The sequence below is a fragment of the Nocardia sp. NPDC055053 genome (assembly GCF_053608285.1).
Map to the genome: position 1 here is coordinate 168951 of NZ_JBSGVD010000008.1, position 24758 is coordinate 193708.

At 69.7% G+C, this 24758-nt stretch carries 24 protein-coding genes; 11 read left to right on the forward strand and 13 right to left on the reverse strand.

The window, feature by feature from the left end; genetic code table 11:
- Positions 1–62: 62 nt before the first annotated feature.
- Positions 63–4304, forward strand: coding sequence for a molybdopterin-dependent oxidoreductase (locus ACWF82_RS11200; protein WP_452500228.1), 4242 nt, complete (start codon positions 63–65; stop codon positions 4302–4304).
- Positions 4305–4306: 2 nt separating this feature from the next.
- Here the strand turns inward: ACWF82_RS11200 and ACWF82_RS11205 are convergent, their stop codons facing one another.
- Entirely contained in the window at positions 4307–5350 is a 1044-nt protein-coding gene (locus tag ACWF82_RS11205) for an aldo/keto reductase (protein WP_452500230.1), read from the reverse strand.
- Between the two features lie 82 nt (positions 5351–5432).
- On the opposite strand from ACWF82_RS11205, the gene ACWF82_RS11210 reads away from it, so the two are divergent.
- Complete coding sequence (locus ACWF82_RS11210) at positions 5433–6044, forward strand: TetR/AcrR family transcriptional regulator C-terminal ligand-binding domain-containing protein (protein WP_452500232.1); 612 nt, start codon at positions 5433–5435, stop codon at positions 6042–6044.
- Between the two features lie 4 nt (positions 6045–6048).
- On the opposite strand, the gene ACWF82_RS11215 is transcribed toward ACWF82_RS11210, so the two are convergent.
- Both ACWF82_RS11215 and ACWF82_RS11220 read right to left on the reverse strand, forming a co-directional pair.
- Positions 6049–6801 carry a hypothetical protein gene (locus ACWF82_RS11215; protein WP_452500234.1) on the reverse strand — a complete coding sequence of 251 codons (753 nt, stop codon included), beginning with the start codon at positions 6799–6801 and terminating at the stop codon, positions 6049–6051.
- A gap of 43 nt (positions 6802–6844) precedes the next feature.
- On the reverse strand, positions 6845–7444 hold the full coding sequence (locus tag ACWF82_RS11220) for a TIGR03086 family metal-binding protein (RefSeq protein ID WP_452500236.1): 600 nt from the start codon (positions 7442–7444) through the stop codon (positions 6845–6847).
- Between the two features lie 158 nt (positions 7445–7602).
- Between ACWF82_RS11220 and ACWF82_RS11225 the strand changes: the two genes are divergently transcribed.
- The gene (locus ACWF82_RS11225; protein ID WP_452500238.1) at positions 7603–7848 is read left to right on the forward strand and encodes a hypothetical protein; all 246 of its coding nucleotides are present in this window, start codon (positions 7603–7605) and stop codon (positions 7846–7848) included.
- A 5-nt stretch (positions 7849–7853) separates the two neighbouring features.
- Here the strand turns inward: ACWF82_RS11225 and menD are convergent, their stop codons facing one another.
- The 3 genes from menD to ACWF82_RS11240 all read right to left on the reverse strand — a co-directional run bounded on the left by menD (position 7854) and on the right by ACWF82_RS11240 (position 10818).
- Positions 7854–9485, reverse strand: coding sequence for a 2-succinyl-5-enolpyruvyl-6-hydroxy-3-cyclohexene-1-carboxylic-acid synthase (gene menD / locus ACWF82_RS11230; RefSeq protein ID WP_452500240.1), 1632 nt, complete (start codon positions 9483–9485; stop codon positions 7854–7856).
- A gap of 225 nt (positions 9486–9710) precedes the next feature.
- A complete protein-coding gene (locus tag ACWF82_RS11235) occupies positions 9711–9989 on the reverse strand; it encodes a hypothetical protein (RefSeq protein WP_452500242.1) in 279 nt (92 codons plus the stop codon).
- 382 nt (positions 9990–10371) lie between these two features.
- Positions 10372–10818, reverse strand: coding sequence for a DUF6918 family protein (locus tag ACWF82_RS11240; RefSeq protein WP_452500244.1), 447 nt, complete (start codon positions 10816–10818; stop codon positions 10372–10374).
- Between the two features lie 141 nt (positions 10819–10959).
- Between ACWF82_RS11240 and ACWF82_RS11245 the strand changes: the two genes are divergently transcribed.
- The 5 genes from ACWF82_RS11245 (at position 10960) to ACWF82_RS11265 (ending at position 15665) form a co-directional block, all read left to right on the forward strand.
- On the forward strand, positions 10960–11853 hold the full coding sequence (locus ACWF82_RS11245) for a 1,4-dihydroxy-2-naphthoyl-CoA synthase (RefSeq protein WP_452500246.1): 894 nt from the start codon (positions 10960–10962) through the stop codon (positions 11851–11853).
- A gap of 15 nt (positions 11854–11868) precedes the next feature.
- Positions 11869–12261: a VOC family protein gene (locus ACWF82_RS11250; protein WP_452500248.1), complete on the forward strand. Its 393-nt coding sequence runs from the start codon at positions 11869–11871 to the stop codon at positions 12259–12261.
- A gap of 279 nt (positions 12262–12540) precedes the next feature.
- Positions 12541–13665, forward strand: coding sequence for an o-succinylbenzoate--CoA ligase (gene menE / locus ACWF82_RS11255; protein ID WP_452500382.1), 1125 nt, complete (start codon positions 12541–12543; stop codon positions 13663–13665).
- 192 nt (positions 13666–13857) lie between these two features.
- Entirely contained in the window at positions 13858–14844 is a 987-nt protein-coding gene (locus tag ACWF82_RS11260) for an ATP-binding cassette domain-containing protein (protein ID WP_452500250.1), read from the forward strand.
- A complete protein-coding gene (locus tag ACWF82_RS11265; protein ID WP_452500252.1) occupies positions 14841–15665 on the forward strand; it encodes an ABC transporter permease in 825 nt (274 codons plus the stop codon). Before ACWF82_RS11260 ends, ACWF82_RS11265 begins: the two co-directional genes overlap by 4 nt.
- Positions 15666–15694: 29 nt before the next feature.
- Here the strand turns inward: ACWF82_RS11265 and ACWF82_RS11270 are convergent, their stop codons facing one another.
- The gene (locus tag ACWF82_RS11270) at positions 15695–19369 is read right to left on the reverse strand and encodes an AfsR/SARP family transcriptional regulator (RefSeq protein ID WP_452500254.1); all 3675 of its coding nucleotides are present in this window, start codon (positions 19367–19369) and stop codon (positions 15695–15697) included.
- A 105-nt stretch (positions 19370–19474) separates the two neighbouring features.
- Here ACWF82_RS11270 and ACWF82_RS11275 point away from each other — a divergent pair, with 105 nt between their 5' ends.
- Together ACWF82_RS11275 and ACWF82_RS11280 are read left to right on the forward strand one after the other, a co-directional pair.
- Complete coding sequence (locus tag ACWF82_RS11275) at positions 19475–19933, forward strand: SRPBCC family protein (protein WP_452500256.1); 459 nt, start codon at positions 19475–19477, stop codon at positions 19931–19933.
- Between the two features lie 27 nt (positions 19934–19960).
- On the forward strand, positions 19961–20830 hold the full coding sequence (locus ACWF82_RS11280) for a 1,4-dihydroxy-2-naphthoate polyprenyltransferase (RefSeq protein WP_379308958.1): 870 nt from the start codon (positions 19961–19963) through the stop codon (positions 20828–20830).
- Between the two features lie 130 nt (positions 20831–20960).
- On the opposite strand, the gene ACWF82_RS11285 is transcribed toward ACWF82_RS11280, so the two are convergent.
- The 6 genes from ACWF82_RS11285 to ACWF82_RS11310 all read right to left on the reverse strand — a co-directional run bounded on the left by ACWF82_RS11285 (position 20961) and on the right by ACWF82_RS11310 (position 24281).
- Positions 20961–21356, reverse strand: coding sequence for a phage holin family protein (locus ACWF82_RS11285; RefSeq protein WP_379028937.1), 396 nt, complete (start codon positions 21354–21356; stop codon positions 20961–20963).
- A 63-nt stretch (positions 21357–21419) separates the two neighbouring features.
- Positions 21420–21995 carry a Clp protease N-terminal domain-containing protein gene (locus ACWF82_RS11290; protein WP_452500259.1) on the reverse strand — a complete coding sequence of 192 codons (576 nt, stop codon included), beginning with the start codon at positions 21993–21995 and terminating at the stop codon, positions 21420–21422.
- Positions 21995–22216 carry a helix-turn-helix domain-containing protein gene (locus ACWF82_RS11295; RefSeq protein ID WP_189025545.1) on the reverse strand — a complete coding sequence of 74 codons (222 nt, stop codon included), beginning with the start codon at positions 22214–22216 and terminating at the stop codon, positions 21995–21997. Before ACWF82_RS11295 ends, ACWF82_RS11290 begins: the two co-directional genes overlap by 1 nt.
- A 56-nt stretch (positions 22217–22272) precedes the next feature.
- Positions 22273–22815, reverse strand: coding sequence for a dihydrofolate reductase family protein (locus ACWF82_RS11300; protein WP_452500261.1), 543 nt, complete (start codon positions 22813–22815; stop codon positions 22273–22275).
- A 57-nt stretch (positions 22816–22872) separates the two neighbouring features.
- Positions 22873–23958 (reverse strand): PLP-dependent cysteine synthase family protein, encoded by a 1086-nt coding sequence (locus ACWF82_RS11305; protein WP_452500263.1) that lies wholly within the window; start codon positions 23956–23958, stop codon positions 22873–22875.
- Positions 23955–24281 carry a DUF4229 domain-containing protein gene (locus tag ACWF82_RS11310; RefSeq protein WP_452500265.1) on the reverse strand — a complete coding sequence of 109 codons (327 nt, stop codon included), beginning with the start codon at positions 24279–24281 and terminating at the stop codon, positions 23955–23957. Before ACWF82_RS11310 ends, ACWF82_RS11305 begins: the two co-directional genes overlap by 4 nt.
- Positions 24282–24444: 163 nt before the next feature.
- Here ACWF82_RS11310 and ACWF82_RS11315 point away from each other — a divergent pair, with 163 nt between their 5' ends.
- A complete protein-coding gene (locus ACWF82_RS11315) occupies positions 24445–24654 on the forward strand; it encodes a BldC family transcriptional regulator (RefSeq protein WP_019049435.1) in 210 nt (69 codons plus the stop codon).
- The last annotated feature ends 104 nt before the right edge of the window (positions 24655–24758 follow it).

The window sequence follows — 24758 nt, forward strand, 5'->3', positions numbered from 1 at the left end:
GTGTGAGGTCGATTGTCATCTGGAGATAACGTTCGGTAAATCGAGCGCAACGACAGATGCGGATGATCGGAGACATGACAGGGGAAGCTGACATCCGCGACACGGGCGCTGTGCGTACACAGTGCTCGTACTGCGGCGTCGGCTGCGGCATCACCGTTCAGACCAAGACTGATCAGTCGGGCGCGCGGTTGATCGCGAAGGTCAGCGGCGACAAGCTGCATCCGGCGAACGTGGGCAGGCTGTGCACCAAGGGCGCGACGCACGCCGAGATGATGGCGGCCCCCGGCCGGATGGAGTCCGCCTACCACCGCCCCGAGCGCGGTCAGGTCCCCGTTCCGCTGCCGGTCGACGAGGCCGTCCACGAGACGGCGACGCGGCTGCGCGCGATCCTCGACGAGCACGGGCCCGACGCGATCGCCCTCTACGTCTCCGGGCAGATGTCCCTCGAAGCCCAGTACCTGGCGACCAAACTGGCCAAGGGCTACCTGCGGACCAAGCACATCGAGGCCAATTCGCGGCTGTGCATGGCCAGCGCGGGTACCGGCTACAAGCAGTCGCTCGGCGCCGACGGCCCGCCCGGCTCCTACGACGACTTCGAGCACGCCGACCTGTTCTTCGTCTCCGGCGCGAACATGGCCGACTGCCACCCGATCCTCTACCTGCGGATGGCCGACCGGCTCAAGGCGGGCGCCAAGCTGATCGTGGTCGACCCGCGCCGCACCGAGACCGCGGCCCGCGCCGACCTGTTCCTGCAGATCGCGCCGGGCACCGACCTCGCGCTGCTCAACGGCCTGCTGCACCTGCTCGTCGCCGACGGCGCGATCGACACCGCCTTCATCGCCGAGCACACCGAGGGCTGGGAGGCGATGCCCGAATTCCTCGCCGACTACCCGCCCGCCAGGGTCGCCGAGCTCACCGGCCTGGCCGAGGCCGACATCCGCACCGCGGCGATGATGATCGCCGAGGCGGGCGAGTGGATGTCGCTGTGGACGATGGGACTCAACCAGTCCACCCACGGCACCTGGAATACCAACGCGCTGGTGAACCTGCACCTGGCGACCGGCGCGATCTGCCGCCCCGGCAGCGGCCCGTTCTCGCTGACCGGCCAGCCCAACGCCATGGGCGGGCGCGAGATGGGCTACATGGGACCTGGCCTGCCCGGCCAGCGCAGCCTCCTCTCCCCCGCCGACCGGACCTTCGTCGAAACCGCGTGGGACCTGCCCGCGGGTTCCCTGCGGACCGAGGCGGGCCCCGGCACCATCGACATGTTCCGCGGACTCGCCGACGGCGAGATCAAGGCCGCCTGGATCATCTGCACCAATCCCGTCGCCACCGTGGCCAATCGCAAGACGGTGATCGCGGGACTGGAGGCGGCCGAGCTGGTCGTGGTGCAGGACGCCTACACCGAGACCGCCACCAACGCCTACGCCGATCTGCTGCTGCCCGCCACGCTGTGGGCCGAAGCCGACGCGGTGATGGTGAATTCGGAACGCAATGTCACCCTGCTGCAGCAGTCGGTCGATCCGATCGGCGACGCGCGGCCGGACTGGTTGCTGATCGCGCAGGTCGCCACGGCCATGGGCTTCCCCGGTTTCGACTTCGCCTCGAGCGCCGAGGTGTTCGCCGAACTGCGGCAGTTCACCAACCCGGCGACCGGCTACGACCTGAGCGGCATGAGCTACGAGCGGCTGCGCGAGGGCCCGATGCAGTGGCCGTGCCGCGACAGCGATTCCCCGCGCAACCCGATCCGCTACGTCAACGACGGCACCAACCAGCCGCTGCACGTCGAGGCCGACGGCACCACCCCTCGACTCGCGTTCGCCACCCCGAGCAGGCGCGCGGTGTTCTTCGCCCGCCCGCACCTGCCCGCCGCCGAACTGCCCGACGACGACTACCCGTTCCTGCTCAATACCGGCCGCCTGCAGCACCAGTGGCACACGATGACCAAGACCGGCAAGGTCGCCAAGCTGACCAAGCTCAACGGCGCGCCGTTCGTCGAGGTGCACCCCGAGGACGCGCGACGGCTCGACCTGAAGCCCGGCGACCAGCTCGAAATCGCCTCGCGTCGTGGCCGTGCCGTGCTGCCGGTGCAGATCAGCGATCGGGTGCGGCCCGGTGATTGCTTTGCTCCTTTCCACTGGAACGACGAACAGGGCGAATATCTGACTATCAACGCGGTCACCAACGACGCGGTGGATCCCGCCTCACTGCAGCCGGAGTTCAAGGCGTGCGCGGTGGCGCTGCGCCGGGTCGGCCCCGCCGCCGCACCCGAGCAGGCACCCGCGCAACCGGTGCGGCAGCCTGCGCAACCCGCCGCCCACCCCCTGGCCGGGATTCTGGGCCTCGACGCCGGCACCTCGCCGACACTCAGCGAGACCGAGCGCATCTACCTCGGCGGGTACCTCGCCGCGCTGCAATCACTGCCGGTGACCGGGCAGCCGGTGCTGCCCGCGAGCGCGCCGCTGTCGGCGCAGTCACGACTGTGGGTCGACGGGCTGCTGGCAGGCATGTACTCGCGCACCGCCGGTGCCCCGACCGAGGTCGCGGGCGTCGATGCCCAGGCCGCCGTCCCGGTGACGGTGCTGTGGGCCTCCCAGACCGGCAACGCCGAGGAGCTCGCTGCCACCGTCGCCGCGCGACTGTCCGCGGCAGGCTTCCTGCCGTCGCTGCTCGACATGGACTCCTGTGAGCTGTCGGCGCTCACCGGCGACATCCTCATCGTCACCAGCACCTTCGGCGACGGCGGCCCGCCCGACAACGGCGCCGACTTCTGGACCAGGCTCGAAGACAGCATCGTGCGCCTCAACGGCGTCCGCTACGCGGTCTTCGCCCTCGGCGACTCCTCCTACGACGACTTCTGCGGACACGGCCGCAAACTCGACCGCCTGTTCGCCGAGCGCGGCGCCAAGCAGCTGGTGCCGCGGGTCGACAGCGAACCCGACTTCACCGATGCCGCCGAGCAGTGGCTCGACGACGTGCTCGCCGCACTGGGCGGCTCGCCCGCAGGCGACGCCGGGCCGTCGGACCCGATCGGAGGTGGCGCGGCCCCGGTCCCGAACGGTGCTGCGCCGGACCAGGGTTCCGGCCCCTCCCTGGCCATGCCATCGGGTCGCGGTGGAGCGATCGTGCTCGACCGTCCGCTCACCGCCGCGCCGAGCCGCGTCCAGCGCGCCGCCCCGGCCCCTTTCACCCGCCAGTCGCCGGTCCGGGCGACCCTGATGCGCAATGAAACGCTCAGCGCGCCCGGCTCGCCGAAAGAGGTGCGGCGCTTCGGCTTCGACCTGCACGACCTGGACGCCAGCTATGAGGTCGGCGATTCGCTGGGTGTGCTGCCCGCCAACGGCACCGAGCTGGTCGAGGAATGGCTCACCGCCACCGGCCTGGACGGCCGCCGGGTGATCGAGCTGGACGATCGCGAGCTCACCCTCACCGAGGCGCTGCGCACGCACTACGACATCACCAAGGTGAGCCAGGATCTGCTCGGCTTCATCGCCGAGCGCAACCCGCACCCGCAGCTGGCCAAGCTGCTGCGCCGCGACAACCGCAACGAGCTCGCCAACTACCTGTGGGACCGCCAGGCCGTGGACGTGTTGCGCGACTTCCCGGTGCGCACCGACCTGGTCGACTGGCTCGGCGCACTGAAAAAGCTGCAACCACGCCAGTATTCGATCTCGTCGAGCCCGCTGACCACCCCCGACGAAGTGCAGCTGACCGTTGGCGTCGTCCGCTACGGCGATCCGGTCGGCGACTCCGCCCGGCGCGGCGGCGTGTGCTCGACCTTCCTCGCCGACCGGGCTGGCGCCGAGGTCCCGATCTTCCTGCAGCGGGCACCGCATTTCCGCCCGCCGCTGGACCCGAACGCCCCGATGATCATGGTGGGGCCTGGCACCGGTATCGCTCCTTTCCGTGGGTTCCTGCACGAACGCCGGGCCACCGGCGCGACCGGGCGCAACTGGCTGTTCTTCGGCGACCAGCACGCCGCCCAGAACTTCTACTACCGCTCCGAGCTCGAGGACATGTTCCGCTCCGGCTTCCTCACCCGCCTCGACCTGGCCTTCTCCCGCGACCAGCGCGAGCGGATCTACGTGCAGCACAGGATGATCGAGCACGGCGCCGAGCTGTGGTCGTGGCTGCGCGACGGCGGCCACTTCTACGTCTGCGGCGACGCGGCCCGCATGGCCAAGGACGTCGACGACACCCTGCTACGCATCGCCCAGATCCACGGCAAGCTGGACGAAGCAGGCGCCCTGGCCTTCAAGAAGCAACTCGTCGCCGAAAAGCGCTACGTCCGCGACGTGTACTGATCTCACGCCGCCCGCACGGCAGGCGGGTTCAGCCGGGTGAAGTCGGCTAGCCGGTGGTAGGGGTAGTACGGGTACGGGGGTGTGGTCGAGCTTGCCGCGTCCAGGGCGGCCAGGTGTTCCGGGTCGAGCTGCCAGCCGACGGCGCCCAGGTTCTGGCGCAGCTGTTCCTCGTTGCGGGCGCCGATCAGGACGGTGGCGACGGTCGGGCGGGTGAGTAGCCAGTTGAGGGCGATCTGCGGGACGCTGCGGCCGGTGTCGGCGGCGATGTTGTCGAGGACGTCGACGATGTCGTAGAGGTGTTCGTCGTCGACGGGTGGGCCGGCCTGCGCGGTCTCGTGCAGTCTGCTGCCCGCCGGGAGTGGCTGGCCGCGACGGACTTTGCCGGTGAGCCTGCCCCAGCCCAGCGGGCTCCAGACGACCGCGCCGACGCCCTGGTCCGCGCCGAGTGGCATCAGTTCCCATTCGTAATCGCGGCCGACGAGCGAGTAGTAGACCTGGTGCGCGACGGGCTTTTCCAGGCCGAGCTCCTCGGCGGTGGCCAGTGCCTTCATCAATTCCCAGCCGGCGAAGTTGGACACGCCGAGGTAGCGGATCTTTCCTGCGCGCACGAGATCGTCCAGGGCCGTGAGGGTTTCCGCCAGCGGGGTGCCCGCGTCGAAGGCGTGTAGCTGGAACAGGTCGAGGTAGTCGGTGCCGAGGCGGCGCAGGGAGGCGTCGACGGCACGGATCAGCCTGGCGCGGCTCGCGCCGGCCTCGTGCGGGCCTGGGCCGGTCGGCAGGGCCGACTTGGTCGACAACAGCACCTGCTCGCGCCTGCCCTTGATCGCGGCGCCGAGCACCTCCTCCGAGGCGCCGTCGGAATAGACGTCGGCCGTGTCGAACAGGGTGACGCCGGCCTCGAGGCTGATGTCGACCAGGCGCCTGGCCTGCGCCGCATCGGTATCGCCCCAGGCGCTGAACAGGGCGCCACGTCCGCCGAAGGTGCCCGCGCCGAATCCGAGCGCGGGAACGAGCAGACCCGATGCGCCGAGCCGCCGGTACTCCATGAGAACTCCTAAGGGGTCTATAGTTCCGTTAACACTTCGGACAGTACACCCGATCCGCACTAAATGAAACAGGAGTTCCGTTATGAATCACGATGTCGCCTGGCCGGGATCTGTTCGCCCAGGTGGGCGCACTGCCCGGGTCCGCGAGTCCGTGCTGCAGGTCGCCGGTGATCTGCTCGCCGACCGCGGCTTCGCCCACCTCGATCTGGCCGAGGTCGCCGCGACGGCCGGGGTCGGCAAGACCACGGTCTATCGCCGCTGGCGCACCCCGGCGGGGCTGGTCGCCGACCTGCTGGTCGACATGGCCGAGCAGTCGCTGCCCCGCGCCGAAACCGGCACTCTGCTCGACGACCTCACGGCCAATGCCCGGCTGGTCGCCAAGACCCTCGCCGACCAACGGCAGGGCAATCTGTTCCGTGCCGTCATCGCCGCGGCCACCTGCGACGAGGTCACCGCCGCGGCGCTGCACACCTTCTACGACACCCGGCTCACCGAATGGGCGCCCTGCGTCGACGCCGCGGTCGCGCGCGGCGAAGCACCCGCAGGCACCGACGCGCGGGCGGTCCTGTCCGCGGTCTCCGCGCCGCTGTACTACCGGTTGCTCGCCAGCGGCGATCCCATCGACGAGGCCGCCGCCGACCAGTCGGCCAGGGCAGCCGCCCTCGCCACGATCGGCGGCGCCTTCGTCCGCTGAGTGCCTACTTCGAGACGAATCGACCGAGCACGCGCTGGTATTCGGCCAGATCGGGCTCGGTGTGGATCTTCGGGTTGTCGCCCTTGGTGAGCGCCGAGAACGGGCAATCGGGCGTCGACTTGCCCGACATCTGCGCGGTGCCGACCTTGCGACCGGTCTTGGCCTCGCGGATGGTCACGTCGTAGCGGCCCTGGTACAGCGGCAGGCTGCTGCCGGTGAACTCACAGTCGGTGAGAAACTTGCCGTCGTCGGGTTCGTCGAGGCAGGCGATCAACTGCACGTCGGCCGGCTTCAGGTCGCGACCGCCCCATTCACGCGGCGTGTCGAAGCCACCGATCTCGGCCTTCGACGTGCCGACCTGCTCATCGACGAACGCGACAACCGGATGCGGTGCCGGCCCGGTGAATTCGGCCGCGGTCGGGAAGAACTTGCCACCCATGTCGTGGCAGGCCGGCTCCATGTCGCCGATGTTCGCCAGCGTGCCCTCGTGTTCCTTGGGCGTCCAGAACGTCCAGTACACCGCGTAACCGACGGCGCACACGACGGTCACCAGCGCGATCGCCCCCACCGCCTTGGACTTGCCGAACAGCGGCCCCGTCGCTCCGGTTCGCTTGCGCACCATGGCGACAACGAGCGCGAGGAGCGGCGCGAGCGCCAGCAGCGCGAAGATCACCCCGACGAGCACGCTCCCGTTGGCGAAGGCCATCCAGGAGAAGATCCCGGCCAGCGCCATCAGGATCAGAACAATTTGCAGCACAACGAAACCCCCCAGGTCGAACGTCAAACGTGGTGCGACCGTATCAAACCCGGCGGTCCGTTGCGTTCACGGTCGCCCGCCAGCCGGGGTCGCGACCGGTCAGGCCGAGCAGGCGCTCGAAGGCGGGCGCGTCCTCGGGAACGGCGACCACCGGGCCGAACAGTCCGGGCGTGCCGGACGGGTCGGTGTCGCGCAGGAATTCGTGCAGGATCGGCAGATAACCGGGATCGACCGTCACGGACTGCCCGGTGGCGACCGCCAGATCCCAGGCGTGGATGGTGACCTCGTCGAGGGCGACCATCGCCATCACCGCGGCGGGCAGCACGACGCCACCGGCCTCGGCGTCACCATCCCAGGCCGCGGGCGCACGCCACGCGGCGGTCAGCGCGTCGAGCTGCGCGGGGATCAGGGCGCGCCAGCCTGCGGGCAGCGGGTCGTCGAGGCTTGGCGGCGCCGACCGGCCGTCGGACTCCTTGGCCGCGGCCTGCCGGAACGCCTCGGTCAGCCCGACGACGTGGGAGAGCAGCGTTCCCACGGTGGCGTCGACGCACGGCGTCGGCGCGGTGAGCTGGTCGTCGGCGATGCCCGCGACGACGGTGGCGAGTGTGCGGGCGGCGGGGGCGAAGTCGAACTGCGGTTCCATGTGCGCTCCTGAGCGAGGACGGACTGCCTACACCAGTACAGACGGACCGAGCACCGCAAACTCATCGCCGCGCGGGTTGCCGAGCGGCCCGAATCGGCGCACGCTGGATGGCGCAACGATCAGCGACATACGTGCGAGGCGACGACCGAGGAGCACCGATGATCGACCACGAAACCGCCCGGCCGCTGGACGAGGTCCCCGAGGCCGATCGGATCGAACAGGAACAGACGGCCTTCACCGCCGGCGACCCTGACGACCCCGCCTTCTCCGATGCCGGCGGCTACTCCGATCAAGTGGCGGCCAATGTCGACCGCGATGCCTTCAGCGCGAACCCCGCCGACGTGATCGAGCAGACCATCGCCGTCCCGTTCGACGACGAGTTCGTCGAGGGCGAGGAGCCGTAGCGGACCTAGCCCGCGATCTTCGCCCGGACGGTCGCGTGCAGTTCGCGCAGGCTGGAGCGCTCGGTCGCGACCTCGAGCACGCGCAGTCCGTGTGCGTCGCCGACCAGTTCCACCGCGAGCTCGTCGGGGTCGACCTGGCGGTGCGGGATCCGGTAGGCGGCGCACAGGGCGGCCAGATCCATGCCGTGCGGTGTGCCGAAGACCCGCTCGAAGACGCCGGCGTACTGCGGGTCGCCCTGTTCGAGCAGTTCGAAGATGCCGCCGCCGTCGTCGTTGGCGACGACGATCGTGAGGTTGTCCGGGCGCGGTTCGCCGCGCCCGATCAGCAGGCCCGACGCGTCGTGCAGGAAGGTCAAATCGCCCATCAGCGCAACGGTGCGGCCCGGGTGGGCCAGCGCGGCGCCGACCGCGCCGGAGACGGTGCCGTCGATCCCGGCGACACCGCGGTTGGACAGCACCCGCACACCTGGCCGCGGGTGCGAGACCAGCGCCGCGTCGCGGACCGGGTTCGACGCGCCGAGCAGCAGCTGGTCACCGTCGCGCAGCGAGTCCATGACGACGGCGGCCACATGCAGGCCGGTCGCCTTCGGATGCGCCGACAGTTCGTCGCGCACCACCGATTGCGCCTGCCGGTTCAGCTCCGCGCAGCGCGCCAGCCACTCCGGGCGCGGCGCGCCGGTGGTCACCGCGCGGGTGCCGGTGCCGACGACATTGCCGGAGACATCGGGCCAGCGCGGCCCGGTGGTCAGCGCGAAGACGGTGACATCCGGATCGGCGAGCACCCGCGAGACCTGGCGGTGCAGGGTCGGGCGGCCGGTGATGATCGCCTGCGTCGGAGCGAGCAGCGACAGGGCGAGCGGGTGCAGGGCGGGACCGTGCATCGGCGCCGTCGGCTCGGCCACCGTCGGCAGCTCGGCGAGTTCGGGCAGCAACCGCGCGCCGTGCCCGGAGATGACGACGGTGTCGGGCGTGAGGTCGATGTCGAGCGGCACATCGAGGGTGGCGTACTGGGTCGAGGTCCATGGCCGTTCGCCGGCCCGGCCCGCGGGCAGCGGATCGTCGGACAGCTCGGGGACCAGCGGCTCGCGCAGCGGGATGTCGAACTGCACCGGACCGGCGTTGCCGGAACGGGTTCCGCGCGCCGCGGCGAGCACCCGGCACACCGAGGAGCGCCACACGCTGTTCTGGCGCGGATACGCCGACTCGCCCGCCTCGGCTTCGGCGAGCCCGAGGCTGATGGTGGCGCGGACCTGACTGCCGAACAGCCCGAGCTGCTCGACCGTCTGATTGGCGCCGGTACCGAGCATCTCGTAGGGCCGGTTCGCGCTGACGACGATCAACGGCACCCGCGCGTAGTTGGCTTCCAGCACCGCGGGCCCGAGGTTGGCCACCGCGGTACCCGAGGTCATCACGACCGGCACCGGGCGCCCGGACGACACCGCGAGCCCGACCGCGAGGAAGCCCGCGGTGCGCTCATCGATGCGCATGTGCAGCCGTAGCTGCCCGGCCGCGTCCGCCGCCTGCAGCGCGAAGGCCAGTGGGGCATTACGCGATCCGGGGCACAGCACCACCTCGCGGACGCCGCCGCGCACGAGCTCGTCGACGACCACTCGTGCCTGCGCAGTTGACGGATTCACAATCCCAGAGTGTCAGACGGGGGCACCCCCGTCTGCCCCCGGCCCGCGTTGGCTAGGTCACCGCGCCGAGTCGCGCACTGCCGTCAACGCCGCCGGAGCCATCGCAGGCGGGTTCTGCCCGATAACTAGATCAACAATTCCGAAATAAATCTGGCGACGGGTTTCGCACCCGTCGCCAGATTTCAAGACCATCTCGAAGAGGAGCAGGTCGCTATCTCGATCAGATCACGCGGCAGGCGCGGTGAGTTCCTGGATGCCGGTGATCGCCTCGATGATGTTGACCACGGCGGAGGTGCCGCTGTCGATCGCGCCGCTGCCCGACTCGAGCACGCTGGAACCGGCGGCCGAGCCGCTGAGCACGCCGGCCGAGCCGGTGGCCACCCCGGCGAGCTCGGCAGATCCGGTGGCCGAACCCGTGTCGGCGCTGGCGACGGCCGGGCCGAAGAACATGACAGCGGCGGCAGCGGTGACACCGGCGGTGGCGAGAGTCTTGCGAGAGATCATGATCGACTTCCTTTCGACCTGCGCAATGCAGTCTTTTAACGTCCGTACCGAGCAGAAGGAGTATTTCGGGAAATATTCATTTCCGAATCCCGCTCGATTGGCAAGGTAATCGATACATGGCCGTGATAGCCAGTCATTCGCTGCACGCGCGGAAGGCGGGGAATCGGCGGCCACTCGCCCTTTCCCTGCCGTTCATCTACGGAGTGGCGTGGCTCACACTTCGCAGCGCGGAATTTACCCGCGACCGGGCATCGGTGTGGCCGGGCACCCACCACACCCCCGTTACGTGAGTGTGGTCACACGGGGACGCGAAAGGCCGGTGCGGTTCGAACCGCACCGGCCTCACGAGACAGAACTCGCGGGGGCTACCCCGCCATGGGACTCAGCCCGCGTGCTTCTGCACCAGGTCGCCCACGCGGGGCAGGGCCTCGACGACGTGCTTCTTGGCCGACCCACGCATGGAGGAGTACACCTTCTGCAGGGCGGGACGGCTCGACGACTCGGCGCGGGCGTCGGTCACGGCCAGCAGCGACTCGGCGACCTCGTCGGACTTCGCGGTCAGCAGGTCGGCGAAGGTGCCGGCACCCGAGGCGGTGAACTCGGCCCAGTACGGCTGGAGCTGGTCGAGCAGCTTCGGCGCGAGCGACGCCAGCGCGTCGGGAACGATGGTCGGGCTGATCTTCTTGACCGCCGCGTAGCCACCCTTCACCGCCAGGCCGGACGCACCACCTTTGTCCGAGACCTCGGCGTCGAGAACCTCGACGGCGTCGGCAAGGAAAGCCGGACGCTTGGTGTCGTCGAGCAGGGATTCAGACAGCGCTGCAACCACTTTCAGGTTCCTCCGGATCGGTTCGTTGAACGAGCAGCCGCAACTATACGCATCGGGTGCGCGAAACACGCGCCGACCGCTCGAGCTGCGGTGTTACGACCTCGTACCGGTCCGCCGGGCGATAGGGCAATAATCGTGGTCGTGACTTTCGATCCGAAGCTGTGGCGGCCCGTCCCCGGGTTCGAGGACCTGACCGACATCACCTACCACCGACATATCGAGCAGGGCACGGTGCGGGTGGCGTTCGACCGGCCGGAGGTGCGCAACGCGTTCCGCCCGCACACCGTCGACGAGCTCTACCGCGCGCTCGATCACGCGCGGATGTCGCCGGATGTCGGCGCGGTGCTGCTCACCGGCAACGGACCGAGCTCCAAGGACGGCGGCTGGGCGTTCTGCTCCGGCGGTGACCAGCGCATTCGCGGCCGCAACGGCTACCAGTACGCCGACGGCGAGACCGCCGACACCGTCGACACCGCGCGCGCGGGCAGGCTGCACATCCTCGAGGTGCAGCGGCTGATCCGGTTCATGCCCAAGGTCGTCATCGCGCTGGTCAACGGCTGGGCGGCGGGTGGCGGGCACAGCCTGCACGTGGTCTGCGATCTGACGCTGGCCTCGCGCGAGCACGCGCGGTTCAAGCAGACCGACGCCGACGTCGGCTCGTTCGACGGTGGTTACGGCAGCGCGTATCTGGCGAAGATGGTCGGGCAGAAGTTCGCCCGCGAGATCTTCTTCCTCGGCAGGCCGTACACGGCCGAGGAGATGCACCAGATGGGCGCGGTGAACAAGGTCGTCGACCACGACGAGCTGGAGAATGTCGCGCTGGAGTGGACCGCCGACATCAACGGCAAATCACCGCAGGCCCAACGGATGCTGAAGTACGCGTTCAACCTGCTCGACGACGGCCTGGTCGGCCAGCAGCTCTTCGCGGGCGAGGCGACCAGGATGGCGTACATGACCGACGAAGCGGTCGAGGGCCGCGACGCGTTCCTGGAGAAGCGCAAGCCCGACTGGGCGCCCTACCCCTGGTACTTCTGAGAACGGACTCCTCCCATGGAAATTCTCAACAGCCGGATCATCGTGCGGCCCAGCGACTATGCCACCACGCTGGCCTTTTACCGGGACGGCCTCGGGCTGGCGATCGCGCGGGAGTACCCGGGCGGCACCGTGTTCTACGCCGGGCAGGGGCTGCTCGAGGTCGCCGCGCACGGCGGCAGCGGGGAGCCGGGCCGCTTCGACGGCGCGATCTGGCTGCAGGTGCGCGATGTGGCCGACGCGGCGGCGGAGTTGGCGCTGAAGGGAATTGCGATCGAGCGCGCGCCGGTGCTCGAACCATGGGGACTGTGGGAGATGTGGGTGCGCGACCCGGACGGTGTGGCGATCGTGCTGGTGCAGGTTCCCGCCGAACATCCGATCCGGCGGGATCCGCGCTGGTCGGCGGAGTGAACGAGTCGTTGTCGCGGCGGACCCGAGTTGCCGATCCGGGTCCGGCCGCGCACGATAGCTGCGAGCAAGCGCCCGACCTCCGTCGTCCGGACCGCAGTGCGAGTCGTCGTCCATCTACTGAATCGCAGTCGCTATGCCTGCCTTTTGGCGAACCGTTTCCCGGCAAACCGACCCGTTGGCCGGGTCTTGTCGGTCGCATGACACGATCGAAGCCGTGAGGGAGCGCAACAAGCTGCATCGGGAGGTGGTGGCGTGAGTAGAACCCTGCGGACGCTGCAGATGCCGACCGGTTCCGGTGTCGGCGAAGTGCTTCCCCATCTGCGTCAGGCGCTCGACGGCAACGGCCCGGCGTGGCTGCCGATTCCGACCACCGATCGCCGCGAGGCGCGCAGGCTCTCCGACGCGCTCAAGCCGGGCGATCCGATCGACGACGATGTCGCCCTGGTGGTGACCACCTCCGGCACCACCGGCATCCCCAAGGGCGCGCTGCTCGGCGCCGAGGCCCTGCGGGCCAGCGGCAATGCCACCCACGACCGGCTCGGCGGGCCAGGCAGCTGGCTGCTGGCGCTGCCGACCCACCACATCGCGGGCATCCAGGTGCTGCTGCGCAGCATCCTGGCAGGCACCGAGCCGACCGTGCTCGACGTGTCGGGCGGGTTCCTGCCCGAGGCGCTGGCCGGCGCGGTCGCCGCGATGCGCGGGCCGCGCCGCTACACCGCGCTGGTGCCGACGCAGCTGATCAAGTCGCTGGATTCGCCCGTGGCCGCCAAGGCGCTGGCCGAGCTCGACGGCGTGCTCGTCGGCGGCGCGGCGACACCGTTGCCCGTCTACGAACGTGCGCTCGACGCCGGCATCACCGTCGTGCGTACCTACGGGATGAGCGAGACCTGCGGCGGGTGCGTCTACGAGGGCGCGCCGCTCGACGGCACCGAGGTGCGGATCGAGGACGGCCGGGTGCTGCTCGGCGGCGCGATGATCGCCCGCGGCTACCGCAACCTGCCCGACCACCCCGCTTTCGCCGAACCCGGCTGGTTCCGCACCGAGGACGCCGGCACCTATGAAGACGGCGTGCTCTCGATCACCGGCCGCCTCGACGAGGCGATCATGACCGGCGGTCTGCTGGTGATTCCGCAGGTGGTGGAGGCCGTGCTGGCCAATCACCCCGGGATCAGGGAGTGCATCGTGCTCGGCCTGCCCGACGAGCGGCTTGGTCAGCGGGTCGCGGTCGCGATCGTGCCAGCACCCGGTGCCGCGCCGACGCTGGACGAGATCCGCGCCCATGTCGTCGCCGAGCTCGATTCGATCGCGGCGCCGCGTGAGCTGGCCGTGCTCGACGAGATCCCGCTGCGCGGCCCCGGCAAACCCGACCGCGCCGCTCTGCGCGAACACCTGCTGGCTCTGTAGAAGGCGCGCTGGCGCGCGCGTGTTCTCGGCCTTTCGGCCTCGATCTTCCCTCCCTCCGGGCACTCCTTCGTCGCGCCCTCCGGTCAGTCCAGATCGAGGCGGCCGAGAACGGGAAAAGACCTCGGGTGGGCGCCAGCGGGTCGACAGCGCGGTGCAAGGGCCGTGCAAGGCGGGACCTGCACCGTAGGTCCCATGACTTACACACCCACTTCAGCGCTCGCCGTCGAGGCGGACGGTCTGGTCAAGGTGTTCGGCAACCAGCGGGCCGTGGACGGGGTGAGCCTGGCGGTGCCGCGCGGCTCGGTCTACGGGGTGCTCGGACCGAACGGCGCGGGCAAGACGACGACCATCAAGATGCTCGCGACCCTGCTGCGTCCCGACGGGGGTAGCGCGCGGATCTTCGGCCACGATGTCGTCGAGCGGCCCACCGCGGTGCGCTCGCTGATCGGCGTCACCGGCCAGTACGCCTCGGTCGACGAGATGCTCTCCGCCACCGAGAACCTGATCATCTTCGCCCGCCTGCTCGGGCTGAGCAGGCCCGATGCCCGCCGCAGGGCCGTCGAACTGCTGGCGGAGTTCGACCTCACCGAGGCGGCGAACAAGCCGCTCAAGAACTTCTCCGGCGGCATGCGCAGGCGATTGGACCTCGCGGCCAGCCTCATCTCCACCCCACCACTGCTGTTCCTCGACGAACCGACCACCGGCCTCGACCCGCGCACCCGCGCCCAGATGTGGGACACCATCCGCAGGCTGGTCACCGAGGGCGCGACCGTGCTGCTCACCACCCAGTACCTCGACGAGGCCGACCAGCTGGCCGACCGGATCGCGGTGATCGACCACGGCCGGGTGATCGCCGACGGGACCGCCGACGAGCTCAAGGCCTCCATCGGCGGCTCCTCGGTGCACCTGACGCTGCTCGACCGCGAGCAGCTCGACGAGGCCCGCCGCATCGTCGGCGACTTCCTCGGCGTCACCGCCCAGATCAGCCCGGAGGCGGGCAGGCTCACCGCGCCACTGCCCGATCCGAACCTCACCGCCGACCTGCTGATCCGCCTGCGCGACTGGGAGATCGGCGTCGAGGAGATCACCGTCTCCAAGCCGACACTCGACGAGGTCTTCCTCACCATCACCGGCCACCCGGCCGACGAATCCGACGACACCGAACGGAGCGCGGCATGACCGCAGTCCTCACCGCCCCCGCGCCCACCGACGACATCGCCGATGTCAGCGATCGGGTTGGGCTGCGCGAGACGATCTCCACCTCGTTCACCATGGCCTACCGCGGCCTGCTCAAGATCAAGCACAATCCCGAGCAGCTGTTCGACGTGACGGTGCAGCCGATCCTGTTCACCGCGCTGTTCACCTACATCTTCGGCGGCGCGATCTCGGGCAGCGTCGACAGCTACCTGCCCGTGCTCATCCCCGGCATTCTCGTGCAGACCGTCGTGCTCACCTCGGTGGTCACCGGCACCCAGCTGCGCGAGGACATGGACAAGGGCGTGTTCGACCGCTTCAAATCCCTGCCCATCGCCCGGGTTTCGGCCTTGGCCGGCGCGCTGCTGGCCGACATGGTGCGCTACGGCATCGCCTCCACGCTGACGATCATCGTCGGCCTGTGTCTGGGCTACCGGCCCGGCGGCGGCTTCGCCGGCGTCATCGCGGCCTGCCTGGTGGTCGTGGTCTGCTCGTTCGCCATCAGCTGGGTGTGGGCGCTGGTCGGTGTCACCGGCAAGAGTGCCGCCTCCGTGCAGGGCATCTCGATGATGGTGATGTTCCCGCTGACGTTCATGTCCGGCGCCTTCGCGCCGGTGAGCACCATGCCGGGCTGGATGCAGGCGATCAACCACGCCAATCCGGTGTACTACATGGTCAACACCTGCCGTGACCTGATGAACGCCAACGTCTACAGCAGCGACCTGGTGTGGTCGCTGGTCGGTTCGCTCGTGGTGATCGCGATCTTCGCGCCGCTCACCGTGCGCGCCTACATGCGCAGGGCCTGAACCCCTCTATCGCAACGGCATCCGATCCGTCAGGGTCGGGTGCCGTTGCCGTGTCCGTCCAGCCGGCTGACGATCTCGACGATGCGGGTGGCGGCGGCGAGCCGGCGCACGCCCGCGGCACGGTGCGCGACTTGCGCCGCGGCGACATCGCCCACCACGTCCCGGTGCATCGCGAGGTGGCGGGCCAGCTCCATCGACGGAGAGTCCTGCCTGGCCACCGAAGCGGCCGCGAGGGTGAGCAGTTCGAACCCTTCCGGCCGACCGGGATCGGTCGCCAGCAGGTAGGAGCCGACGGCGCACGCGACCGCGCCGATCTGCGGCAGGTCGAGGTACTGCGACGAGCGTTGCTCGGTCGTCGCGACGATCTGGGCCACCAGTTGGGCGGCGGCGTCGGCTCTGCCGTGCAGCACGTGGGCGCCGACCGCGGCGGCCGACACCATCATCGCGCCGGGGCCGGGGCTGAGTTCGTACTCGGGCCAGCCGAGCAGATCGAGCGCCCGGTGGTAGTGCCGGAGCCCGGCGTCGATGTCGCCGTCGGCCAGTTCCAGTTCGGCCACCGCGGACGCGACGGTCGAGAGCCGGTGATTGCGGCGGACGGTGGGGTCGTCGACCTGGCCCACCCCCGAATCGTCGGAACGCAGGACCAATTCCAGTTCCGCCCTCGCCTCTTCGCGGCGGCCGCTGCCGAGCAGGGCGGCGACCAGGAAGCACCGGCTCTCCAGGATCTCGTCGTGGACGCGCAAGCGGTGCATCTGCTCCAGCGCCCTGCGGTAGTACGTCACCGCCTCGTCGTAGCGGGCGGACTGGCCGGACAGCTGGGCCAGGTGCTGGTACACCATCGAGTTGCCCCAGACGTCCCCGTTCTCCAGATCGGCCAGCGCGCGGAGCGAGTCGCGGACCGAGCCCGGCACGTTGCCCGCGTTCTCCCAGAAGTTGGCACGGCCGACCAGGGCGGCGACCCGCTCGGTCGGGTCCGCCGAGCGGACGCCGTCGGCGAACAACCGGCCGATGCGGAAGCCGTCGGGCCGCACGGTGATCAGCCTGCCGAGCAGCCGCAGAGCTGGGTCGAGGCCGGGGTGGGCGAGCAGCCGCCGGGCCCGCAGCCGGGCCAGCGCGACGGGTCGCACGTCGCCGCCGTTGTGGAACATCAGGTGCAGGCAGGTCAGCATGTGCGTGACCATCTGGAGGTCGGCGTCCTCGCTCGACACCGGTACGGGGGGCGCGATCGCGACCAGGCGCACCGCCCAGCCGATGAACTCGAGGTGTGCGCCGCGCATCACCCACACCGTCGCGGTCACCGGGAACACCATGTACACGGTGTTCGCGTCGCCGTGCGCGGTGGCCGTGCGCAGGATCGCGACCAGATTGTCGAGCTCGGCGGTCACCGCGAGCACCGTCGGCACCTGGTGGCCCGCGCGGTAATCGCGGACGGCACCGGTCGCGAATTCCCGTGCCCACCTGGCCATCCGGTCACGCACCAGCGCGGTCTCGGCGGCCTCGGTCGCGGCGTCGACGGCCGCCAGTTGCTCGGCGCCGAACTCGCGCACCGTCTCGAGCATTCGGTAGCGGATGCCGGTGCCGTCGGGGTCGTCGAGCACGGTGAGCAGCGACTGACCGACCAGTCCGTCGATCGCCGCGGCGACGTCGGCACCCGCCGCGACGACTTCCGCCGCGGACAGGGTGAATCCGGCCGGGAACCGCGACAATCTGCGCAGCACGACCTGCTGGTCGGGGTCGAGCAGGTTCCAGCTCCAGGCGATCACCGCGTGCAGCGTCCGATGCCGCTGCGGCGCGGCCCGATCGCCGCTGCGCAGCAACGCGAATCGATGTTCGAGCCTGGACTCGATCTCAGCGACGCTCATCGTGCGGACTCGCGCCGCGGCCAGTTCGATCGCCAACGGCAAGCCGTCGAGCGTGCGGCACAGCCGGGCCACGGTGTCGGAGTCGAGTCGCGCGTCCGGCCGCACCGCGCGCGCACGCGCCGCGAACAGGTCTGTCGCGGGCGAGCCCGCCGCGTCGACCGTCAGCGGTGCCAGCGGATAGACCGATTCGGCGGTGATCGCCAACGGCGACCGGCTGGTGGTGAGAACGGTCAGCTGGCCGCAACTGCCGACCAGATCGGCGACCAGTTCGGCGGCCGACTCGATCACGTGCTCGCAGTTGTCCAGGATCAGCAGCATCGGCCGCGCGTCGAGCGCCTCACGCAACCGTCTGCGCGCGTCGACCTGCCGTGCCAGACGCAGTCCACCCGGCTCGCGCATCACCTCGCCCAGCCCCATCATGTGCCCGATCGCCGCCTCGATCTCGACGCGCGTCATCGACCCCGCCGCTTCGGCCTGCACCGGCGCCAGCTCGACCAGCACCACCGGCAGCGTGCCGGTGAGCCGTTCACCGACCGCGTTGGCCACCCGGGTCTTGCCGGTGCCGCCGGGGCCGAGCAGGGTGGTCACCCGCGAGCGGTGCACGAGCTCGGCGATCGCGTCGAGATCGTCGCCGCGGCCGAGCAATTCGTTGGGAGCTGCGCGAAGGCCGACAGCGGTGGACGGCCGGTGTAGCCCGTTCGGCCGATCGAACGGATCGCCGGCGCCACTTGCCTGCGGCCCTTGCCCGGGCGCCGCCTCCCCCACACCGGGACCGGTCGACGGGAACCCGCGCGAAGCTGGATCCCGCCATCGACCGCTGTCGGCCCCACCGCGCAGCGATCGCGACACGGCGTCCGGCGCGGACGATTCACTCGAGCGCCCTCGACCCGCAAAGCTGGACGATTGTTCCGATTCCGCGGGCGGGCGATGACCATCGGAAACAGGGTTGTCGCCGGCGAGGCGATGGGCGTTCTCGGCGACCCGGACGATGGCCGGATCACCGCTCGCGGTTGCGATAACGACGTGGCGCCGGTAACCGGGCAGGTCGACGGGGTCGCCACGCAGAACCGCCGTGTTGAGGGCCAGCAGGGCGGGTCCCGGGTCGGCGCCGAGTTCCTCGATCAGCCGGAGGCGGTAGGCGGCGAACACCTCGAGTGCCTCGTTGGTTCGTCCGTCGAGGGCGAGGAGTCGGATCAGGGTGGCATGGGTCGGCTCGTCCAGTGGCTGGGCGGCCGCTGCGGCGCGAGCGATGGGGATCGCTGCGGCGAGGTCGCCCTGGGCGACGTGGGTGGCGAGTTCGGTGCGGTCGAGGTCCCGGGTGAGCTGGTCGGCGGCGGCGCGCAGGTCGGCGGCGGGGCCGGAATCGGGGAGGTCGGCGCCGGGCTCGCCGCGCCACAGCGCGCGGGCGGCGGTGATCGTGGCGAGGCTCGCCGCGGTGTCACCCGAGGCGAGTTGGTCGTCGGCGCGGCGGGCCAGGGCGGTGGCCGCGGTCAGGTCGACGCTGTCGGCGGGCAGGGTCAGCCGATAGCCGGCGGGGCCGATCTCCAGCGCGCCCTCGGGCAGCAGGGCGCGCAGCCGGGAGACCTGCGTGTGCAAGGCATTCATCGGGGCGCGGGGCGGCTGATCACCCCAGATTTCGTCGACCAGCGACTGTGCGCTGCGGGCCCGGCCAGGTCGCACGGCGAGTGCTGCGAGCAGCAACCGCGCCCTGGCGCCCGGCAACGCGAGCAGGGCGCCGCCACGCCGGATCGCGATCACGCCGAGCACCCCCACGACGAGGGGGAAGACGGCCACCGCGGCGGTGGGAGGCGGCCCGTCGGGGCCGAGATGCTGTGCAGACATGCCGGAAGTCATCGTAGGCGAGCGCGGCGACGAGCTCCCTTCGCGAACGCGACACCACCCGCGCACGCCGCGAAATTGTCGGTACGTCGGCTTAGGCTGGCGCGCATGGGCGACTTCGAGGTGACCCGGCGCACAACCATTGCCGCCGAACCCGCACGCATCCACGGCTTCATCGACAACTTCCGTCAGTGGCGACTGTGGTCGCCCTGGGAGGATTCCGATCCGCAGCTCGCGCGCACCTACACCGGGCCCGAATCCGGCGTCGGCGCACGCTACACCTGGCGCGGCAATCGTAAGGCCGGTGCGGGCGCGATGGAGATCAAGGCCGACGCCGAGCGCGAGATCGGGATCGAGCTGGCCTTCGAGAAGCCGTTCAAGGCCACCAACTTCGTCACCTTCGGCCTCACACCGGCGGCGGGCGGAACCGAGGTGACCTGGAAGATGAACGGAACGCATTCGGGCCTGATGGGCGTGCTCGGCAAGGTCTTCCCGATCGACAACCTGATCGGCAAGGACTTCGACAAGGGCCTGGCCCGCCTCAAGACGATCGCCGAATCCGCCTAGTAGGTTCCCCAGGGCTAGGCTCGATCCATGGCTACAGCAGCGGAATGGATCGAGGGCGCCCGGCCGCGGACGCTGCCCAACGCGATCGCGCCGGTACTCGCCGGTACCGGCGCCGCCGCATCGATCGACGGGGCCGTCTGGTGGAAAGCGATACTGGCGCTGCTGGTTTCGCTGGCACTGATCGTCGGGGTGAACTACGCCAACGATTACTCCGACGGCATTCGCGGCACCGACGACGTGCGGGTCGGCCCGCTGCGGCTGGTCGGCTCGAAACTCGCCTCCCCCACCGCCGTCCGCAATGCCGCCGTGCTGAGCCTGGCGATCGGCGCGGTCGCCGGGCTCGTGCTGGCCGTGACGACCGCGTGGTGGCTGGTGCTCGTCGGCGCGTTGTGCCTGGCAGGCGCCTGGTTCTACACCGGCGGCAGCAAACCCTACGGCTACAGCGGTTTCGGCGAGATCGCGGTGTTCGTGTTCTTCGGCCTGATCGCGGTGCTCGGCACCCAGTACGTGCAGGCGCTGCGGGTCGACTGGGTCGGGCTGCTGCTCGCGATCGGGGTCGGCGCGTTCTCCAGCGCGGTGCTGGTGGCCAACAACCTGCGTGACATCCCCACCGACACCGAGGCCGGGAAGGTCACCCTCGCGGTGAAACTCGGCGACGCGCGCACCCGCACCCTGCATCTGGTGCTGCTCGCGGCGCCGTTCGTGATCAGCCTCGCGCTGATCGCCCGCACGCCGTTGGCGCTGGCCGGACTGCTGGCGTTGCCGCTGGCGATCCGGGCCAACGCCCCCGTGCGTACGGGCAAGGGCGGGCTGGAACTGATTCCCGCCCTGCGCGATTCCGGGCTGGCACTGCTGGCCTGGTCGGCGCTGAGCGCGCTGGCCGTCGGACTCGGCTAGTCGCCGTCCGGCACTTCAGCGGAGCCCGAGCAGCCGTCTCTGCTAGTCGCCGTCCGGCAATTCAGCGGAGCCCGAGCAGCCGCCTGCTAGTCGCCGTCCGGCAATTCAGCGGAGCCCGAGCAGCCGCTTGCTAGTCGCCGTCCGGTACCAGGATGCCGAGCACCCAGTTGACCAGCGTGATGATCACACCACCCCACAGGGCTGCCCAGAAGCCGTCGACGCGCAGGCCGTAGTCGGTGATCTCGGTGATCTTGGCGGTGAGCCACAGCATCGCCGCGTTCACCAGCAGCAGGAACAGGCCCAGCGTGAGGATCACGAACGGCAGCGACAGAAGTTTCACGATCGGCTTGATCACGGCGTTGACGCCCGTGAACACGAGGGCGACGATGAGCAGGACCAGGGCCTTGCCCCAGTTCCCCCACTCGGACGACCACTCTGGCGGCACGTAGATATCGATGTTGTCGATCCACGCGGCCGCGGCCCAGATGGCAATGGCGTTGATGACCAACCGTATTGCTAGCTGCATACACGCCATGCTATGCCCGGAAACGGACATAGCGGCGAGACTGACACATACCCGACGCGGAACTCAGGCCGCGCGGTCGAGCATTCCGTAGATGTCGGTGCGCAGCGCGGAGGCTCCGTCGCGGCCGCCGAGCAGGTCGGTGGTGGCCGGGTCGGCGGCGCGCAGGATCCCGAGCAGCAGGTAGGCCGTTGAGATCTCGCGCTCCTTGCGGTGGATCGCCTCGCGCAGGGCGAGTTCGAGCGTCTTCTTGGCCGTGCCGGTGAACGGGATGTGCCCCGTGCCGAGCAGCCGGCCGAATACGCCGCGCTTGACCTCCGGTTCGGCGCGGTCCCAGGCTTCGGGGCCGAAGTTCTCGGCAATGCTGGCCTGCACCGCGTCCAGGTCGATGCCGATCGAGCGCAGAGCCTCGGCGTCGTCGGCGCCGAGCGGCGTCACGCTCGCACGTTCGGCGAGAGCGGCGCGCACACCGTCGGCGGTGATGCCGCGCGCGTCGAGCACCGCCCGCAGGCCGGGTTCGGCGTTGGACACCACGCCGAGCAGCACATGCTGCGGCCCGATCTGCTTGGCGCCCAGCTCCTTGGCGTCGTCCTGGGCGCTCACCACCGCCACCCTGGCATCTCGCGTGAATTTCTCGAACATCAGCGGGTCCCGCCCTTCCGATTGTGCTTCTGATGCACCGCTTGCTTGCTCACCTCGAGCGCTTCGGCAATCGCCTGCCACGACCAGCCGTTGGCCCTGGCATTGGCCACCTGGATGGATTCGAGCCGGTCGGCCAGCCTGCGCAGGGCGAGCACCGCGCGCAGACCGACCGCCGGATCGGGATTGCCCGCCGCCGAGGCGAGCGTTGTTGCATCGGTCATGGCGTCAATTTTGATTGACAGATCCGGGTTTTGTCAACAAAAATTGACGACAGACGTCAGCTCAATCGGTAGACGAGCTTGGCGAATTGACCCATGCGCTCCACGTCGACCAGGCGCATCCGATCGGCGAGAATGCGGCGTGGCAGCAGGGGCGCGCCGCCACCGAGAGTCACCGGCGCGATGCCGACAATCACCTCGTCGAGCAGCCCGGCATCGGCGAACTGTCCGGCGAGGTCGCCGCCACCGATGATCCAGATGTCGCGTCCAGCGGCGGCGGCGACCATCTGTTCGTGCACCGCCCCGACCTCACCCGCGACGAAACGCACGTTCGCCCCGGGCAACTCGGGCAGCTCACGGTGGGTGAAAACCCAGGTCGGACGGTCGCCGTAGTTCTCGTACCAGGTCTCGGGCGGATTGTTGGCCGCCATCCACTCGTAGGTCGTCGACCCGAGGCACAGGGCACCGACGCCGAGCAGGAATTCCCCCACATCGCCCGTCGCCGGGTCGGCGTCGGGGACGGCCATCAGCCAGTCCAGCGAATTGTCCCGGTCTGCGATGTAGCCGTCGAGGCTGGTTGCGGTGTAATAGCGGGTCGTCATGGACATCGATCCTGACGGCGAAACCTGACATCCCCGGTCAGGTTTCGCCGACGGGAATCAGCCGTTCCAGCGACCCGTCGCGGCGAATTCGGTGAGGACGGCGGTCGAACTGGTCAGGTCGAGGTTCTGACCGCCGACCCACGCGTCGTCGAAATAGGTGCCCGCGTACCGGTCACCGCCGTCGCACAGCAGAGTGACGATGCTGCCGCTGCGACCCTCGCCCAGCAGCTCGGACACGAGATGAAAAGCGCCCCACAGATTGGTGCCTGTCGAGCCGCCGACGCGACGGCCGAGGACGGTGCTGGCGTGGCGCGCGGTGGCGACCGAGGACGCGTCCGGCACGACGATCATCCGGTCGACCACCTGCCCGACGAAGGACGGCTCGACCCGCGGACGGCCGATTCCCTCGATCCGCGACGGCATTCCGGTCTCGTAGCCCGCGTCACCGGTCTCGTAACCGCCGAAGAACGCCGAATGCTCGGGGTCGACGACGGCCAGGCGCGTCGCGTGCCTGCGGTAGCGGATGTAGCGGCCGATGGTGGCGCTGGTGCCGCCGGTGCCGGCGCCGACCACGATCCACTCCGGCACCGGATGGGTCTCCAGCGCCAGCTGCTCGAAGATGGATTCGGCGATGTTGTTGTTGCCGCGCCAGTCCGTCGCGCGCTCGGCGTGGGTGAACTGGTCCATGAAGTGCCCGCCGGTCTCGGCGGCGAGGCGCTTGGCCTCGGTGTACATCTCCGGTGCCCGCTCGACGAAATGACAACGGCCGCCGTGGGCTTCGATCAGCGCGACCTTCTGCGGCGAGGTGCTCGCAGGCATCACCGCGACGAAATCCAGGCCGAGCAGCTTCGCGAAATAGGCCTCGCTCACCGCCGTCGACCCCGACGACGCCTCGACCACTGTCGTGCCCTCGGTGACCCAGCCGTTGCAGATCGCGTACAGGAACAGCGACCGCGCCAGCCGGTGCTTGAGGCTGCCGGTGATGTGGGTCGACTCGTCCTTGAGGTAGAGCTGCACCGGCCAGTCGGCGGGCAGCGGATACCGCAGCAGATGGGTGTCGGCGGAACGCTGGGAGTCGGCGTCGATCAGCCGGACGGCATTGTCGACCCAGTCACGCGGAGCGCTGCGGTCGAGGTATTTCACGCGGCGGACCCGTCGTCGTCACCCCGCAACCTGGCCCGCAGCTGTGCCTTGTCCTGGCGGCGGCGCGCGTCGACGATGGCGATGTCCTCGTTGACCTTCGTGCGCAGCTTCTTGAACAGAGTCAGCGACAGCGGCATCGCGACGATCAGCGCGAACAGCGCCGCGACGATGATCGGCACCTCGACGCCGATGAGCTTGGCGACACCGACGATCACCGCGGCGATCACCACGACGAGCCCGAGGCGGGCCAGCGTGTAGAGGGCCAGATTGCGGACCAGCCGCTTCCCCGCGCCATTGCCTTGCTGACCAGTTGCTTCACTCACGACAACAGCGTAACCCCGCGCGGCCTGGGCCGATGCGGCCCCGTTCGCGGCTTTTGTCTATTACTTCCCCTTTACCAAAAGTAGGTGGTTCGACTACGTGGGGGTCGCAGTGCGACGATGACGCCATCTGATGAGGGAACTGTCGAGAACGGAGAGGTTAGCTATGACTGCGATCACCGTCGGCGGCCAGGACACTCTGCTGACACCAGGCCAAGTGGCCGCCATGTTCCACGTAGACCCCAAGACCGTCACCCGGTGGGCTCATGCGGGCAGGCTCGGTTCGCTGCGCACGCCGGGCGGACATCGCCGATTCCGCGAGTCCGAGGTTCTGCAGTTGCTCAAATCGCTCACCACCGAGGCAGCACCCCGCTGACCGGACCGGCCGACGCGAGTCCACTGCGGGCTCGCGTTTGCCGGAAATTTCCCTTCCGTTGCGGATGTGCACACGGCGCGGACACGGCTACCCTCGATAGCAGG

Excerpts from the sequence above, each read along its gene's own strand:
- ACWF82_RS11200 (WP_452500228.1), top strand. The coding sequence starts at position 63 with ATGATCGGAGACATGACAGGGGAAGCTGACATCCGCGACACGGGCGCT.
- ACWF82_RS11205 (WP_452500230.1), bottom strand. The coding sequence starts at position 5,350 with ATGGAGTACCGGCGGCTCGGCGCATCGGGTCTGCTCGTTCCCGCGCTC.
- ACWF82_RS11210 (WP_452500232.1), top strand. The coding sequence starts at position 5,433 with ATGAATCACGATGTCGCCTGGCCGGGATCTGTTCGCCCAGGTGGGCGC.
- ACWF82_RS11220 (WP_452500236.1), bottom strand. The coding sequence starts at position 7,444 with ATGGAACCGCAGTTCGACTTCGCCCCCGCCGCCCGCACACTCGCCACC.
- ACWF82_RS11225 (WP_452500238.1), top strand. The coding sequence starts at position 7,603 with ATGATCGACCACGAAACCGCCCGGCCGCTGGACGAGGTCCCCGAGGCC.
- ACWF82_RS11235 (WP_452500242.1), bottom strand. The coding sequence starts at position 9,989 with ATGATCTCTCGCAAGACTCTCGCCACCGCCGGTGTCACCGCTGCCGCC.
- ACWF82_RS11250 (WP_452500248.1), top strand. The coding sequence starts at position 11,869 with ATGGAAATTCTCAACAGCCGGATCATCGTGCGGCCCAGCGACTATGCC.
- menE (WP_452500382.1), top strand. The coding sequence starts at position 12,541 with ATGCCGACCGGTTCCGGTGTCGGCGAAGTGCTTCCCCATCTGCGTCAG.
- ACWF82_RS11260 (WP_452500250.1), top strand. The coding sequence starts at position 13,858 with ATGACTTACACACCCACTTCAGCGCTCGCCGTCGAGGCGGACGGTCTG.
- ACWF82_RS11265 (WP_452500252.1), top strand. The coding sequence starts at position 14,841 with ATGACCGCAGTCCTCACCGCCCCCGCGCCCACCGACGACATCGCCGAT.
- ACWF82_RS11270 (WP_452500254.1), bottom strand. The coding sequence starts at position 19,369 with ATGTCTGCACAGCATCTCGGCCCCGACGGGCCGCCTCCCACCGCCGCG.
- ACWF82_RS11275 (WP_452500256.1), top strand. The coding sequence starts at position 19,475 with ATGGGCGACTTCGAGGTGACCCGGCGCACAACCATTGCCGCCGAACCC.
- ACWF82_RS11280 (WP_379308958.1), top strand. The coding sequence starts at position 19,961 with ATGGCTACAGCAGCGGAATGGATCGAGGGCGCCCGGCCGCGGACGCTG.
- ACWF82_RS11285 (WP_379028937.1), bottom strand. The coding sequence starts at position 21,356 with ATGCAGCTAGCAATACGGTTGGTCATCAACGCCATTGCCATCTGGGCC.
- ACWF82_RS11290 (WP_452500259.1), bottom strand. The coding sequence starts at position 21,995 with ATGTTCGAGAAATTCACGCGAGATGCCAGGGTGGCGGTGGTGAGCGCC.
- ACWF82_RS11295 (WP_189025545.1), bottom strand. The coding sequence starts at position 22,216 with ATGACCGATGCAACAACGCTCGCCTCGGCGGCGGGCAATCCCGATCCG.
- ACWF82_RS11300 (WP_452500261.1), bottom strand. The coding sequence starts at position 22,815 with ATGACGACCCGCTATTACACCGCAACCAGCCTCGACGGCTACATCGCA.
- ACWF82_RS11315 (WP_019049435.1), top strand. The coding sequence starts at position 24,445 with ATGACTGCGATCACCGTCGGCGGCCAGGACACTCTGCTGACACCAGGC.